At 59.5% G+C, this 15,179-nt stretch carries 12 protein-coding genes; 6 read left to right on the top strand and 6 right to left on the bottom strand.

Translation table 11 applies throughout. The features are described 5' to 3' along the window. The first annotated feature begins 37 nt into the window (after positions 1 to 37). The 6 genes from Q0O95_RS05465 to Q0O95_RS05440 all read left to right on the top strand — a co-directional run bounded on the left by Q0O95_RS05465 (position 38) and on the right by Q0O95_RS05440 (position 8,085). Complete coding sequence (locus tag Q0O95_RS05465; RefSeq protein ID WP_293696183.1) at positions 38 to 1,480, top strand: phosphotransferase; 1,443 nt, start codon at positions 38 to 40, stop codon at positions 1,478 to 1,480. Between the two features lie 117 nt (positions 1,481 to 1,597). Continuing rightward, positions 1,598 to 3,763: an acyltransferase family protein gene (locus Q0O95_RS05460; RefSeq protein ID WP_293696181.1), complete on the top strand. Its 2,166-nt coding sequence runs from the start codon at positions 1,598 to 1,600 to the stop codon at positions 3,761 to 3,763. 260 nt (positions 3,764 to 4,023) lie between these two features. Next, positions 4,024 to 4,971, top strand: coding sequence for a phosphorylcholine transferase LicD (locus Q0O95_RS05455; RefSeq protein WP_293696179.1), 948 nt, complete (start codon positions 4,024 to 4,026; stop codon positions 4,969 to 4,971). 30 nt (positions 4,972 to 5,001) lie between these two features. Continuing rightward, on the top strand, positions 5,002 to 6,279 hold the full coding sequence (locus tag Q0O95_RS05450; RefSeq protein WP_293696177.1) for a polysaccharide pyruvyl transferase family protein: 1,278 nt from the start codon (positions 5,002 to 5,004) through the stop codon (positions 6,277 to 6,279). A gap of 22 nt (positions 6,280 to 6,301) precedes the next feature. Next, on the top strand, positions 6,302 to 7,012 hold the full coding sequence (locus Q0O95_RS05445) for an IspD/TarI family cytidylyltransferase (RefSeq protein ID WP_293696175.1): 711 nt from the start codon (positions 6,302 to 6,304) through the stop codon (positions 7,010 to 7,012). A gap of 5 nt (positions 7,013 to 7,017) precedes the next feature. Beyond that, positions 7,018 to 8,085, top strand: coding sequence for an NAD(P)-dependent oxidoreductase (locus Q0O95_RS05440; RefSeq protein ID WP_293696173.1), 1,068 nt, complete (start codon positions 7,018 to 7,020; stop codon positions 8,083 to 8,085). A 10-nt stretch (positions 8,086 to 8,095) separates the two neighbouring features. On the opposite strand, the gene Q0O95_RS05435 is transcribed toward Q0O95_RS05440, so the two are convergent. The 6 genes from Q0O95_RS05435 to Q0O95_RS05410 all read right to left on the bottom strand — a co-directional run. Further along, complete coding sequence (locus Q0O95_RS05435; RefSeq protein WP_293696171.1) at positions 8,096 to 8,809, bottom strand: IspD/TarI family cytidylyltransferase; 714 nt, start codon at positions 8,807 to 8,809, stop codon at positions 8,096 to 8,098. Continuing rightward, positions 8,806 to 10,449 carry a CDP-glycerol glycerophosphotransferase family protein gene (locus tag Q0O95_RS05430; protein WP_293696169.1) on the bottom strand — a complete coding sequence of 548 codons (1,644 nt, stop codon included), beginning with the start codon at positions 10,447 to 10,449 and terminating at the stop codon, positions 8,806 to 8,808. The genes Q0O95_RS05435 and Q0O95_RS05430 overlap by 4 nt, the downstream gene beginning before the upstream one ends. A 71-nt stretch (positions 10,450 to 10,520) precedes the next feature. After that, positions 10,521 to 11,639, bottom strand: coding sequence for an NAD(P)-dependent oxidoreductase (locus Q0O95_RS05425; protein ID WP_293696167.1), 1,119 nt, complete (start codon positions 11,637 to 11,639; stop codon positions 10,521 to 10,523). A 34-nt stretch (positions 11,640 to 11,673) separates the two neighbouring features. Beyond that, entirely contained in the window at positions 11,674 to 12,774 is a 1,101-nt protein-coding gene (locus Q0O95_RS05420) for a CDP-glycerol glycerophosphotransferase family protein (protein ID WP_293696165.1), read from the bottom strand. Positions 12,775 to 12,950: 176 nt separating this feature from the next. Further along, complete coding sequence (locus Q0O95_RS05415; RefSeq protein ID WP_293696163.1) at positions 12,951 to 14,177, bottom strand: polysaccharide pyruvyl transferase family protein; 1,227 nt, start codon at positions 14,175 to 14,177, stop codon at positions 12,951 to 12,953. A 48-nt stretch (positions 14,178 to 14,225) separates the two neighbouring features. After that, the coding region (locus Q0O95_RS05410; RefSeq protein ID WP_293696161.1) for an aldehyde dehydrogenase family protein at positions 14,226 to 15,179 on the bottom strand (954 nt) is incomplete at its 5' end.

Raw genomic sequence — 15,179 nt, 5'->3', positions numbered from 1 at the left:
CCGAGGGGGCCGGTATGGGATACGGCATGGGGCTCCGATGGAGATTCTGAACCAAGCGGCTGCATTGCGCCGTAAACGGCGGTGGGATGCGGCGATCGAGTTGCTCACGGGCGAGTCGGCGGCCGCGGTTACGGGTACCGAAGCGTGGTTCGTCGAACTGGCGAAAACGTATCGGGTAGCAAGTCGACGACAAGACGCACGAGCGCTACTCGAACGAGCAAGAAAAGAGATCGAGACTCCGTCGATACGCGTTGCGGAAGAGGAGTACTACTTCCACGCGTTCGCACGGGACTACGAGAACGCCTTGAATTCCTCTGAGCGTCTCACTCGGATCGACCCGTCCTACGCTAAAGGACACTTTCTGAAGGGTAAGACCCTCGTTCGACTGACACGATTTCAGCAAGCGCGTGAAGCGTTCATTACGGGGTTGCGTGTGGCGCATGATGCGCCCCTCGAGGAAGTCATCGAACGGGTAGAGTCAGGCTTGCTTGCGACGCTGGGTTCGCGGTTTCGCTGCGAGAGCGAGTACGTCGTGGGGAGAGGCGGCAACAACCTCGGCATCCTGATGCACCGCGTGGGCTCGCGACAGTACATCACCAAGATCGCGCAGTCGCCGGGCCCCATCGACGTGGGCGGAAACTTCTATCGGAACATCGTTCCCCGTATCCCGGAGCTGCGTGATGTGACTCCCGCTTACATCAACAGCCAGCGAATCGAGGGTATCTACTACCTCACCATGGAGTACGTCGAAGGCAACGCGTCGATCGCAGATGATGACGCCGTGGAACTGGCGAAGCGACTCGCCAGGATCGGTTACGCCGAACTGCAGGGTGTGCAGGGGCTGAGCAAGCCTGCTCTCCTGCTCGTCAATCGCCCGACTTCTCTGGCTCGGTTCTTCGGGCGGCTTCACCGTAAATCCGGAACCCGCGCGCTGTTCAAGCAACTGTCTGGAGTGTTGCGTGCGAACGAATACCCGGCATCCATGCAGCGCACAACCGTCGAGCTGTCGAAACTGGTGCAGAGAAGCCGAGTGTTCACGCTGATAGACCCGGAGCGTCACTACTGCCTGGCACATAACGACTTCCGTTCTGGGAACCTCATCGGCGTGAACCTTGAGACCCCAGCAAAGATGATCGATTGCGAGAGCGTTCGGATAGGACAGCGATTCGCTGACCTCGCCAGCTACTTCGGCTGTCAGCAGAGGCCCTTCGAGCACTTCGACTCGTGCTTTCAACGCCACGAGTCGATGCGATCAGTATCCGTGGCCGAACGCGTGTACCTTGATCTCGCGTTCCTCTACTACTCCGTCTTGCATGCAGGCGCCGAAGGTGTGGCCGAGATTGAGGAGACGGTGGTCGCTCCAGCCGTGTCATCGATCCGACGCGGTGTCGACGACATACGCGCAGCTCGGCGAGTTCTCGAACGGCAAGATGCGGAAGCTTCTCCTAGCGTCACCGAGGAGACCAAGAGCGGCGGGTGACGCCGGGGCACACGAGGCCGGGTATTGACGCCTTTCGCGTTGCGGATCCCTGGTTGCGTCTCACTGAACTGCGGTAGTGTTCCGTGGGCCAGGTCTGATTCAGGATAAGGAGCCTCGTTGCAGCGAACTCCCGCGGTCGAGCTCGGCGCCACGCGGCCTTCGGCGATTTCGAGCTTCCGCCCGGATATTCAAGGTCTTCGGGCGGTCGCTGTCGGTGCGGTTCTCCTGTACCACGCGAACTGGTCGCTCTTCAGCGGAGGATTCGTCGGCGTTGATGTCTTCTTCGTGATCTCGGGGTTCTTGATCACCGGCATCCTCCTCAGAGAAGCTCAGAAGACTGGCCGCATCCGGCTCGCTGACTTCTACGCGAAACGTGCCAGGAGGATACTGCCGGCGGCGACCGTCGTCCTGCTCGCAACTCTCATACTCACGGTGATGTTTCTTCCGCAGATTCGATGGGAGTCCATTGGTATTGAGGCGCTCGCGTCAGCCGCCTACCTTGTGAACTGGGTCTTGGCCGCCGGCACCGACTACCTGAATGCGGATGTAGCGGAGAGTCCGCTACAGCACTTCTGGACGCTGGCGGTTGAAGAGCAGTTCTATATCGTGTGGCCCTTGATCCTGGTCGCACTGCTAGCCGTGTTACGTCGCACAGCGGCGAAAGGGAACACGGCGGATGCCGCCGGTCGTGCCATGCGTGCGGCGCGGGTGGGTGTTCTGGCGATTCTTGTGCCTTCTTTGCTTTTCTCGATCTACTACACGGGTGCCGCGCCCGAAAACGCATACTTCGTCACAACCACCCGACTGTGGGAGCTCGCGATCGGGGCGGCTATTGCGGTATTCGCGGCCCAAGCCGCACGCGTGCCCGACTGGCTGGGCTACGCGCTCGGCTGGATCGGGTCCGCGGCTATCGCTGCGTCCGCTCTGCTGTATTCCGGTGCGACGCAGTTCCCCGGTTATGCTGCACTCCTCCCGACGTTGGGAGCCGCTGCGGTCATCGTCGGCGGTATGAACGGGCGAGCGGAGCGAGGGGTCGGGCGGTTGCTTTCGTTGAAGCCAATGCGATGGGTCGGAGACATCTCCTACTCTCTCTACCTGTGGCACTGGCCCCTTATCGTCATTGGGACGTACCTTATGGATGGTGAGTTGCGCGTAAGGTACGGGTTGCTCATTGTGGCGTTCGCAGTGCTTCCGTCCTGGCTGAGCTACAAGTTCATTGAGAACCCGTTTCGTAATTGGCAGCGACTCAAACACTCCGTAAAGCGCTCGTTATTGGCGGGGGTGGGCTTGATGGTGGCGACCGCAGTCGTGGCTTCGTCTGTGTATTTCGCACCGAGAACCATGAATCCGGAGTATTCGGCCCAGGAAGGGGAGCCGATCGGCGCAGAAGCGCTTACCGACGACTTCGCCAATGACGACCTTGAGAGTTTCACGGATGCCGGCAAGCCCGTGGACTATGTCGAGGGCGGTTTCACGCCCTCCGCAATCAACGCCCGCGATGACAACACCGTTGTCTACGAGCTCGGCTGCAATAGGTCGAGCCAGTCATCCGTACCGAAAATCGAAGGCTGCATATTCGGCGACCCTAACGGTGAAGTCAGTATTGTGCTGATCGGGGATTCGCACGCCGCGAACTGGGCTTCTCCCTTCATCGCGCTTGCCGAGGAGCACGGCTGGAGGCTCCGTATTACAACCAAGGCGGGCTGTGGTTTCTCCAGCGTTGCCCAGGCGCACCGAGACGGCTACGAGGACACGAGCTGCACCAAGTGGAACGATACGAGTTTCGACCAGATCCAGGAGGAGAAACCAGATCTTGTCGTCACCGCCAATAGCGACGGCCGAGTCGCATGGCAGAGTGATCTTTCCCGTGAGGAAGGGCAACTCCTCTTCGTCGATGGCCTTCGCGACAACCTTGAGCGATTGAACGCAGCAGATATTCCAACTCTGGTCATGAATACGACGCCGCGAATGAGTAGCGATATCCCAGAGTGCATTTCGGCTAATCTCGGTGCTCTGACGGAATGCGCAACACCGCGGGAAGAAGCCTTCGGTGACGGAAGCGTGTTTGTGGACTATGCCGTGGACGGGTTATCGAGCACGGGCACCATCGATATGGGCAACTGGATCTGCCCCGATGCCGAAGCGTGTGCGCCCGTTGTCGGCCACGTTGTCGTTTGGAGAGACACACATCACTTCACCGATACCTACGCGAGGACACTCGCCGAACCGCTCGAGGCTCAATTGCGACAACTGGAGTTGACGAACAGCGTCCTGTTTCCATAGCGTCGCGTTTACTGCCGCAGGATCGAGCGTGATGACGTTCGATTGTGGGTGCATCAGATTGCGAAAGCTACGTCCTGGGTCCCTAGGGTAGTATGTGGCGATGTTTGGCCGAGGCGTGCACGTATCACCCCGTTTGAGAAGCTCGTGGGCGCACTTGTGCGAGTCCGGGAGTAGCCAGGAAATCAGCCGACTACTTCCGTAACGAACACACAGCGTCGGGCCAGGATCAATGAGAGCAACCGAAGGGGACACACAAGGGAATGCGGGAGTACGACTACAGCGATCTTAAGGATCTCGCGACCGATGCCGACCATAAAGAACACATGCTCAAAGTATTGGTTGAGTTCGATCGGTTCTGTGAACAGCACGGCCTCACCTACTACCTCTCCGGCGGCACTCTCCTGGGCGCAGCGCGACACAAAGGGTTCATCCCGTGGGACGACGACATCGATGTCAATATGCCGAGGCCCGATTGCGAGAAGCTCATGGAGCTATCCGGAGGGCGTATCGGCGAGTATGAACTCGTACCACCGAATCCATCGTCCAAGTACTTTGCCTACCACTGGAAGCTGTACTCCGAATCGATTCTCGTCGCGAAACGCAAGCAGGGAAGAATCGGCAGCAAGGTCTACCCGATTTTCCTTGATATTTTTCCGATTGACGGTCTCCCGGAAACAGAGGAGAAGAATGTCGAGCATTACGCCGAGATAAAGCGGCGAAAGAACCGGGTGAGGCACGCACGCAACGTGCGACGGTATCGCGGCAGGAATCCTTACAGGATCCTTCGGAACCGAATTGCCTCTCGCGTGTATCGTTCCATGGGCGTCAAGGCACTGTTCGACAAAGTCATCGAACTCGCCACCTCCATCAAGTACGAGGAGTCCGACTACATTGGCGTGATGATGACCAATGTCCACACAACGGAAGAGCGGGTTGTTAAATCGGAGTATTCGCCCGTCGTCAGAATGGAATTCGAGGGGCACATGCTTTCGTGCCCGGCGGGCTACGACACCTACCTCCGTCAGCTCTACGGTGCCGACTACATGGAATGGCTTCCTGTGCACAAGCGAATCCCGCGGCATGATTTCGTGACGTTCTTCTCTTACGGAGAAGGGGAGAAGCCGGCACAGTCCCGCGAACAACTGGAACCGGCGGACGATGAGCCGCCGATTACCGACGATGACGAGATGCAAAACGGTGCCGCGTAACGAGTGCCGACGACCGGGAGGATCGAGACGGTGAAGATCGCCATGTGCGGCTTGGTGAAGAGCGAGAATCTCGGAGAGATGTTCATCGCTCGAAGCCTTGAATATTTGATCGAGGATGGGCTCTTGCAGGCGGACCCGGAGATCGAGGTCGAGTACGTGGAAGTCGATCTGCTCGGCCGAAACGACACGATTCTCGAACTCGACGATGCCCGTGAACGGCGTCTGCGCAACTACTACGAGTACAGCGAAAAAGGTCGCCTGACCGAAAAAGCCTTCCTGTCTTTGCAGAAACGAGGCAGGAAGGCGAAGAGCAAAGCAACGCAGAACCTGATCAGCAGAGGCCGTCACCTCATCTGGAAGCACGGTCGAAACTATCGCAAGCGTCTCGCGAGCTACTTCGACAAGAAGCTCAAGGGCGTCGACTACATTGTGATCGACGGAGCCGGCCTTCTCGAGTACAGCTACAACGAGTACCACTGGTCCCTCCTGCTCATCAGCGAGTATGCCGAGAAGCACGGGCTCGAAGTGGTTTACAACGCCATCGGTCGGGCCGGCGCTTTCGATGAACGGGACTTCGGGAGCAAAATCCTCAAGCGGGCGCTTCGATCTCCCGCGGTCAAGTACGTTTCCGCAAGAGACAACGTAGAGGCGGTGCAGGCGTGCGCAGGTCCGGATCATAACGTCAAACTTCTCGCAGACTCGGCCTTTTGGATGAAAGAGGCGTACGAGATCGACACGAGCATTGATCGGAAGAAGATCGGTATAGGTCTGATTCGCGGCAACTCACTCCAGGGATACGGCGTGAGCTTCGGTGCGAAGCAGTGGACTGCACTTTTTGCCGGCATAGCGAAGACCCTCCAAGAGCGGGGGTATGAGTTCGAATTCTTCACGAACGGGTTGCCGGGGGACGTCAAGCTCGGCAGGAGAGTGCTGAAGAAGCTCGGACTCCCCGATTCTTACCTGGTCGAACGTCCGGTTGATGACAGGGTGCTGGTCGACACGATCAACGGTTATGAAGCCCTGATCACCTGCCGTATGCACTCATCGATTGCCGCGTTCACCATGGGGGTGCCTTCCGTCATTCTCTCCTGGAACGACAAAGTCGAAAAGCTTATGGAGATCGTCGGCTACCCTGAGCGCGCCATTCAGCAGAAGGACTTCCGCCCGGAGTACATCGTCGACAAGATGGAAACGGCGAAGTCCGAAGGGATCGATCCTGAACTGCTCGGCGCAATGAAGAACAAGGCGAAAGAGAGCGTTAGCGACTACCTCGGGCGCATTCGCGACGCGGGGACGGCAACGCAGTGAGACACTTTCCAGGAGTTACACGATGATTACAGCACTATTGACTGCAGCGGGAACGGGTTCGCGGATGAAGCAAGACATCCCGAAGCAGTTCATGCACGTGAAGAACAAGCCGCTCATCGTCTACACACTCGAGGCGTTCCAGGAGCACCCGTCCATTGACGCGATCGTCGTGGTCACGCTTCCATCCTGGGTCGATGTCGTTTCCGCCTATGCGAAGCAGTACGGGATAACGAAACTGCAGGCGATTGTTCCCGGCGGTGCGACGGGGCAGGAATCGATATTCAACGGTTTGACGAAGATCAGCGAGGACGGGGCAACCGACGAGGACATCGTCATGATTCATGACGGCAACCGTTGCCTCGTGTCCTCGGAGATCATTTCCGACTGTGTTGCCGAGTTCAAAGCCAACGGAAGTGCGGTCGCCGCGATTCCTTGCGTCGAAGCGGTGTTCCGCAGCGATGACGACGGAGTTTCATCGACCACTTCCATTCCGCGCGAGCAGCTGTTCCGTACGCAGACGCCTCACGCATACACCTTGGGCAAGCTCAAGTGGGCTCACGAGCAGGCGAAGGTGCAAGGGATCGCGGACACTGCCGCATCGTGCGTGCTGATGCGCGAACTGGGAGAGACAGTCTATTTCTCGGCCGGCTCCGAAGAGAACTTGAAGATCACCACAATGGACGATCTGTACATTTTCGAGGCCATTCTCGATGCCCGAAATGCGGCCGGCTGAGTCGTATGACGGGCGCGGATTCATACTGGGGCGACCTCGGCGCCTCGGCAGCCAGCATCCCCGGGGCGAGTGAACTCTACGGTTCACGTATCTTCGTGACCGGCGCGACGGGGATGATCTGCTCCTCGGTCATCGATATCTTGTTGTTCTTGAACCGCGCCCACGGGGCAGACATCACCGTGTTCGCCGCCGGAAGAAGCGAACGGGATGTCGCGACCAGGTTTCGCGGTTTCTCAGAGGCGGATGGTCTGGTGTTCGTGCCGTACGACGCGACATCGAGTGACGCTGTTGCGCTCGCGGACGGCGTCGACTTCATTATTCACGGCGCTAGCAACGCGAATCCCGCGATGTACATGCAGCGTCCCGTTGAGACGATGCTTGCGAACATCGTGGGCCTCTCCACGATGTTCGATCTGGCCCGCGCTAATTCCGCACGACGGCTCCTCTACGTTTCATCGAGCGAGGTCTACGGGCAGCAGGCCGGTGCGGAACCATACTCGGAAGGCGATTACGGGTACCTCGACATCTTGAACGAACGAGCGGGCTATCCGTCCTCGAAGCGTGCAGGGGAATCGCTGTGCGTTGCTTACGGCATGGAGCACAGCGTTGAGTCGGTCATCGTCAGGCCGGGGCACATCTACGGACCTTCGATCCGGATGTCCGACAATCGTGCATCGGCGGAGTTCACGCGGAAGGCCGTTGCGGGAGAGGACGTCGTCCTCAAGAGCAGGGGAAATCAGCTCCGGTCGTACTGTTTTTCACTTGACTGTGCGTCTGCGATGCTCACCGTCCTCCTTCGCGGGGAGAGAGCGAACGCCTACAACATTTCCAATGCCGATTCGATCTGCACCATTGGAGAAATCGGCGAGGCCCTGGCGAAGGCCGGAGGAGTCGATGTCGTCTACGACATTCCGGAAGAGGCGAAGCAGACCGCGAGTAACCTCATGGAGAATTCGTCGCTGTCCTCCGGCAAGCTGGAGGGCCTGGGATGGCGACCCGCTTTCAGCCTGCGGCGCGGGGCCGAAAGAACGATTGCAATACTGAGAGAGAACAACGGTCGTCTTTCGATCTGAAGGCGTGCGGCTATCCGCCGATTTGGTTGCGCTCCAGCACATCGAAGAACGCTCGACAGATGTAGAAGTCTTCGGCAGTCGTGATCTTGATGTTCGATCGCGGGCCGTCTACGCGGAACAGCTTGTGTCCAAACCTTCGGAGAAGGCTACCGGTGTCGATCGAATCGTGCTCGCCCTCCGCGACCGCTTTGTCGTAGATTTCGATCGCTGTGCTCAAACGCAGACTCTGTGGTGCTTGGGCAACGTACAGGGACTCTCGAGGGAGCACTTCGTCGATTTCCACGCTCGAGGCAGAGACGATGGTTTCGTTGAACTTTGTGCTCGTAATGGCGGGACCGAGTTCACGGACCGTTCTGATGTTGTCCGAAATGACCTGGGCGTTGATCAAAGGACGCACGCCATCGTGAATGAGCGCCACCGTGTCATCCGGGCATTCATCGACGGCCGCGCGGATGGCTCTGTGGCGCGACTCTTGGCCGGTTGCCCCGCCGTCGACGATCCAGTGCACTTTCGTCAGTTCGTAGCGAGCCACAAGACGCACGAATCGGTCTCGCCATTCTGGAAGTATTGATACCGCGATGCGATCGATTTCCGGATGATCCTGGAAATGCTGGATCGTGTGAACTATGAGCGGTGTTCCGTGGATCTCGAGGAATTGCTTCGGCAGGTTCGCTGAGGACATCCGGGAGCCTATCCCGCCTGCGAAAATCACACCAATATTCATCGTTCCCCATCCGTCCGCGCCTCTGCCGAGCCGGCCGCAGAGGATTGATCGTCGATGAGCCAGTCAATCACGCGATCGGCTGAGCCGGTGTCGATTCGGTCGAAGTTTTCGGCTCTGAACCGCGCGACCTTCTCCTGTTCGAATTCGCAGGTCGCAATGGCATCGATAACCTCGTTGAACGTCGCGCAGACGCGGCCGGGCGCTGTGTCGACGTAGTCGTGGTGGAAGCCGCGGGTGGCCGCATAGTTGACCCGGTCCGGTGCGAAGAACAGCATGGGTCGGTCGAGCAGCGAATACTCGTAGATGACAGATGAGTAGTCGGTGATCAGCAGGTCCGTGACGTGCAGCAGCCCAAGACCGTCCTCATACTTCGTGAAGTCGAAGAAGCGGTCCTGGAACTCCTGCGGGATGTCGATCGCGTCCTTCACGAAGGGGTGCATCCGAAACAGGACGGCAGTGTCCTGGCCGCACGCTTCGTAGAGTGCGGCCAGATCGATCAGCCCGTAGTCGTAGGTCGCCGCGTGGTACGAACTTCCGCGGAACGTCGGGGCGAAGAGGATGATGCGCTTGCTGCGCAGGTGCGGGTACTCATCGTAGAACTCTGTAACGAAGCCCGCGGTGCGTTCTTCGTCCAAGAACCAGTCGACACGGGGCAGCCCCGTGGGGATGACGGCGCTCTCTTCGATCCCGAAGGCTTCGGCGTACACGTGACGCAGGTGCTCTGAGCCGCAGATAGCGTACGTGTACTGACGGTGGGGCTGGCTGAGCTTAGGCGAGTCGCTCCTGCCGAAACGGCTGAATCCCACCGCTTTGAAGCCGACTCCCGCGTGCCATAGCTGGATGATGCGACTGCGCCGGCTGACCGTCACGCTGTTCAGGAGCCCGAAGTAGTCGTCGAGCAGGATGATCTCGCTTGTGGCCATGAGATAGAGGATGCGGCTGGTCGCGCCCCATCCCGTTGTACCGGGCAAGCGAAAGGAGTACCGCATGTCGAACCGCTTGTCGAGTCCACGCTCGAGCATGCGCTCGTGCACACGGCGCAGGTTGCCCTCCATCGACGGCTGCTGGTCGGAAGCGAAGAGTATCCTGCCCTTCTTCGGCCCGACTATGCGGGCGACGATGTTGTAGATCCAGCGTGCGTACCTTCTCTTCGCATCTTGGCCGAACAACGCACGCTTGGCGGCCGCAAATGCGGACGTGCCGTCAGGGCTACCCGGGGCAAGGGCGAGCTGATAGGCCATAATCAGGAAGTCGAGGCGCGGAGCGTCGTCATAAGGTTCCTCCACGCCAAATGACACCGTCAGCGCAGAGCGGTTCGAATCAAAGTGGAATACGCGCGATGCCTCATCGAGATAGGTGAGCGCTCCGCCGTCGAACGACGCAGCGGGACCTGGTGCATCGCCGAAATATGCGCGGACTCGCCACACCCCATTCGGGATTGCTTTGCGATCCGCGAAGGTCGTGATGTTGATGTGTACTGCGAAGGCCCCGTCACCTTCGTCGGTGGAGTTCACGGGAAAAACGCGACTCGGTTGCTCGACGGCGAAGGACACCTCCGATGCAGCCGACTCCGGGGCGTCGAGGGGAGACGAGAGTCGCATTCGGATCGTCATGTGGATGCGCTCCCACACGATCTCCACCACTTCTAGTTGAAAGTCCGAGGCGACGGACCTCGGTTCGTCTCCGCTACCGGGTGGTTGCTGATCGGCCTTCACAGTGCGTCGCGTTCTTCATGCCAAGCGATCGTGCGGTCCAGCCCTGAAGCGAGACCGACGTGAGGAGCCCATCCGAGGGCGCGGAGCCTCGCATCATCGAGGCCCTGCCCTTTGACGGGATTGTATTTCGAGACGTCCACGTCACTTCGGAAGCGCACTTCGAGACGCTTCTGCGGCCGAGCCCTGGTAAACGCCGTCGCCAGGTCGCGGATGCTGATGAATCCCGCGCGATCCGCGATGTTGTACGCCGTGTCGTCGCCGGTCAGCAGTGCTGTGAACATTCCGGCGATCGCGTCGGCGAGGTAGGTGTAGGTGCGTCGCGCGCTGCCGTCGCTGTTGAGTGTGATGTTTCGTCCCGCGATGACGTCAGCGGTGAAGTCCGCTTGTACACGGCCGTCATCGAGCGCCATTCCCGGGCCGAAGATATGACCGAATCTGGCGATCGTGACCGGTGTGCCGTATTGCGCGCGATAACTGGCCGCGATCGTCTCAGCAGCACGCTTCCCCTCCGCGTAGCACGCTCGCGGGTTCAAGATGTCGACGGATCCGTAGCTGTCTTCGGCAACGAGGCTGCCGTCGTCGGGGCGCTGCCCGTACACCTCGGCAGACGACATGAGCACGAACGCCGCATTGTCGGACTCTACACACAGGTCCAGCAGATTGAATGCGCCCTGTACGTTCGCGCGGATCGTATCGACCGGGGTCGCGGCGTGGAGGCTCGGACGTGCCGGGGATGCTCCGTGGATGACCAGGTCAAGCCGTTCGTCTACCTGCGGCGGCTGCATCACGTCACCCGACACGAGCGCAAAATCGGGCCTGTCGACGATATCGGCAAGAATGCCGCGTGCTTTTTCCGGGTTGCGGACGAGCCCCAGCACTCGGATGCCCGCGTCGCGTTTGTCGTTGAGTCGCAGCAGCGTGTACACCGCGTAGGCCGGGATCATGCCGCTGGCGCCGGAGACCAGCACCGTCTTGCCGAACAGTCTCTCCCACGGCAGCGACTCCGCGATGATGTCATCGACGTCGCGCTCGACAATCCGGCTGGTCCTCGAGAACGGGCCGGAGCGCGGCTCGGCATGCCCCGAACGGTCACTTCTCTGATGCACTGCGGACACGCGAGTATTGTATGTCACTGACTGTTGCGGACCGCTAGGAGGCCATCAGATCTTCGATTTTGTCGACGATGCGCGATGCTGATGCTCCGTCGTCGATACTGCCGCACATCTCGAGAAACTCCGCGATTTTTCGATCGTAGAGACCCTGGTCGAATCGTTCAATGTTGGCCAGCAGCTCCCGGTTCGTGGTCGCCATGGTGAACGGGGTGTCCGCGAAGTCGTGGTAAAAACCACGTTGCTGCGCATATCCTTCGAGGTTCGTGGAAAACAAGAACGAGGGCTTGCCCGTGTGAATGTAGTCGCAGATCCAGCTGGAGTAGTCGGTGATACCCGTGTCCGCGACCACGAGGAGTTCCTGCATGTCCGGATAGAACGAGGCGTTGTGGCAGTAGCGCGGTAGACCGGCGAGCTGCGCGTCGGAGACACGCTTATTGCTATGGTGCGTTCGGACCAGGATCTCCCACGTGCCACCGAATCTTTCAGCGAGAGCTGACCGCAGGCCCGAGATGTCGACTCCACTCAAAGGCACGGAACCGTCATTGTCGTCGTGCGTGGGTGCGTACAGCAGGAACTTCTGACCGGAGTCGGCGATTCCGAGTCTGTCGAGCACCTTTTTACGCAGCACATCCGCAGTGTTCTGAGACTTGTCGAAGAGAATGTCGTTCCGCGCGTGACCGAGCATCGGCTTGGGCACGTCCGGCCAGTACGTATTCGTGAACACTGCATCTTCGAACGTGCTGTTCGTGAGTATGAAATCGGTTTGCGTGTTGTCTAGCTTGCGCATTCGCTTGTAGAACCTGTGATCGCCCCCGGCGCCTTCCAGCTTCTTCAGGCCAAGGGAGCCGTGCCAGGTTTGGAGCCAGTACTGCGAGGAACCTTTTTGCGCGTCGCTGCGTTGGAGCACGTGGCTGTTCTGAATGACGACTTTCGCCCGCGCGACGGACCGGAAGTAGTCGGCGCTATTGTGCTTCACGAACTGAAATTCCGGTGGGAAAGGGCCTATGGAATGGCCTCGCTGCACCCAGGTGAGTGTGTACGGCAACCGGCGGCGCAAGATCTCCTCTGCAATGTATTTCGGGTTGCACGTGTACTCCCCCTGCATGGTGATGAACACGACCGAAGATTCGTCAACCACTGCTCTCTTGGCGAGTCGACGTTTGCCGATTCTGGCGAGGTGGCGGTCGATCCGAGACGTTACACGCCTCTGGACGAAGAGCCGAGCTGCGCGCGTGGATAGGTGGAGACCGCGGAAGAGAATTTCAAGAATCCGGAAAACGGCGCCCACCAGCAGGGTGACGACTTTTCCTTCGATCAGCTTGTTGATGTCGACCCCCCCCTGAGCACCTCGTCAACGAAGTTTGAGAGTTGACGTTGCGTCCGATTGCGCAACTCTGTGCGGCGTTCCAGGTCGGGATCCGGTAGATCGTTGTTAACGAGCAGACCGGCGATCTTCTTGAAGTCCAGCTCGTGCTCGTCGAAGTATCGATCTCGCAGCCCGGTGATCTTGGTCAGGAACTGCAGCTTCTCTCCCCAGATGAGACCCACGACCGGCACGTCAAGCGCATATGCGGTAATGCCGGCGTGCATGCGGGCGCTCAGTATGATGTCGAACCCTGCGACCAAGTTGACGAACTCATCGGAGTTCTTCGGCCTGCTCGCTAGTTGCTCGCTGCGCAGGTTCATGCTTGCAACGAGCGCGCGGCCAAAGGTTTGGTCGACCTTCATACCGTTGGAGAACAGAGTGAAGTCGGCATCCTGCCGCTGCAGTTCAGCGATGAGATTTCGGTAGAAGTTCACGACGGAGGCACGAGAGAGCGTGCCACCGTACACCGAGAAGTTGTTCGGGTTGATGAGGTTGATCCCGATCCGGTTTCCTGTCCGGGCCGGTTCCTTCGCGACGTTCTCGTCGACGATCTCCATTTCCCTGAGCCAGAAGACCGGGTCGCCGACACGCTCCGTTACAGTATTGGGGTTCGTAATGTAGTGGTCTCGCAACGTGTCGACGTCGTCACGGGTCGTGATGACCTTCACGTTGCCGTAGTTCAGGACCTTCTTGAGCCGCTGGCAGCGAATGTCCGTATCGCTGTATCCCTCGACGCCGACCGCATTCATCATGACGGGGATGTTCTGCCTGTGCGCGGCCTTGAGAATAAGTTCGTCGAGGTAGTTCAGCCCCTGCGTCTTGAACTTGATGAACCCCCCGCCCGCGAACACGATCGCGTCGAGATTCCGTACTCTCTTCTTGAAGTACCAGCCAAGCTTGGTCCTCCAGTACATGGAGTTGTAGAAGTAGGCGATCCTGGAGCTTCGAAGCACCGACAGGATGGGGCGTTCGAATGCTTTCATTATGGCCGCCATGCGGAAGTTCAAGCGCCGCCGGTTCGGACGGATCGACTCTTTTCTTGGGTCGACGTCGATGTCGACGAGTACCGTATCGGGGTCGTGAGTGCGCAACAGGTACTTGGAAGCCTCCACCAGGAGGTAGTCGCCGACATTCTCATTGGATGTCAGGCCGACTACGCCAATTCTTCTTCTCATTTCCGGGCTAGTGTATCGGCGAACCGCCCGTGCCTCCGGCAAGCTCCGTCAGGCGCGCGTTTTCGCCACCATCGTCAGCACGTCGTACTGCGCGACGATCTCTTCGTCCTGATTCACGAGCTTCGCGTCCCAGCGAACCTGACCGTAGTCGTCGGTCTCGCGGGGCGTGATCTCCTTGGCAGTCAGCTCGACACGAATGGAGTCACCGGGGGAGACGGGCGTCATGAACTTCAGGCTTTCGAGGCCCGTGTTCGCGAGAACAGGTCCCGGCGCGGGCTCCACGAAGAGCCCCGCGGCGAACGACACGAGCAGGTAGCCGTGCGCGACGCGGCCAGGGAAGAACGGATTCGCGGCAGCCGCCTCCTCATCCATGTGCGCGTAGAACGTGTCACCCGTGAAGTGCGCGAACTTCTCGATGTCCTCGAGCGTTACTTCGCGCGAGGCCGACTTCACCCGATCACCGATGCGCAGTTCCGCAAGCGACTTCCTGAACGGATGCTCGCCATCCGAGTCCGCAGCAGCACCCGCATGCCACACCCCCGTCACCGCGGTGAGCAGCTCGGGCGTGCCCTGTATCGCAGTTCGCTGCATGTAGTGCTTCACCGCGATGATGCCGCCGAGCTCCTCGCCGCCGCCGGCGCGCCCGGGACCTCCGTGCATAAGCATAGGCAGAGGGGATCCGTGACCGGTCGAAGTCTTCATGTCGTCGCGGTCGAGCAGCAGGATGCGGCCGTTCGCGTTTGCGATGCGCGGCACGAGTTCGCCGACGAAAGCCGGGTCGTGCGAGACGACCGAGGTCACGAGCGAGCCGCCGCCGCGGATCACGAGATCGATCGCTTCGTCGACACTGTCGTAGGTCAGCAGCGATGAAACAGGGCCGAAGGCCTCGATCTCGTGCAGAGCGGTGCTCAACGCATCGTCGAACTGCAGCAGCACGGGAGCGACGAACGCGCCCTCCTCCGTTGCCGAACGCGACCCGTCCGCAAGCAGCACCTCTGGTCG

Origin of the sequence: uncultured Agrococcus sp. (genome assembly GCF_945915485.1) — a bacterium.
GTDB lineage: Bacteria > Actinomycetota > Actinomycetes > Actinomycetales > Microbacteriaceae > Agrococcus.
The sequence above is the reverse complement of the archived record's forward strand: the minus strand, read 5'-3'. Positions and strand labels throughout refer to the sequence as shown.

Coding starts and splice junctions, on each gene's coding strand:
- Q0O95_RS05465 (WP_293696183.1), top strand. CDS start 38: ATGGAGATTCTGAACCAAGCGGCTGCATTGCGCCGTAAACGGCGGTGG.
- Q0O95_RS05455 (WP_293696179.1), top strand. CDS start 4,024: ATGCGGGAGTACGACTACAGCGATCTTAAGGATCTCGCGACCGATGCC.
- Q0O95_RS05445 (WP_293696175.1), top strand. CDS start 6,302: ATGATTACAGCACTATTGACTGCAGCGGGAACGGGTTCGCGGATGAAG.
- Q0O95_RS05440 (WP_293696173.1), top strand. CDS start 7,018: ATGACGGGCGCGGATTCATACTGGGGCGACCTCGGCGCCTCGGCAGCC.
- Q0O95_RS05435 (WP_293696171.1), bottom strand. CDS start 8,809: ATGAATATTGGTGTGATTTTCGCAGGCGGGATAGGCTCCCGGATGTCC.
- Q0O95_RS05415 (WP_293696163.1), bottom strand. CDS start 14,177: ATGAGAAGAAGAATTGGCGTAGTCGGCCTGACATCCAATGAGAATGTC.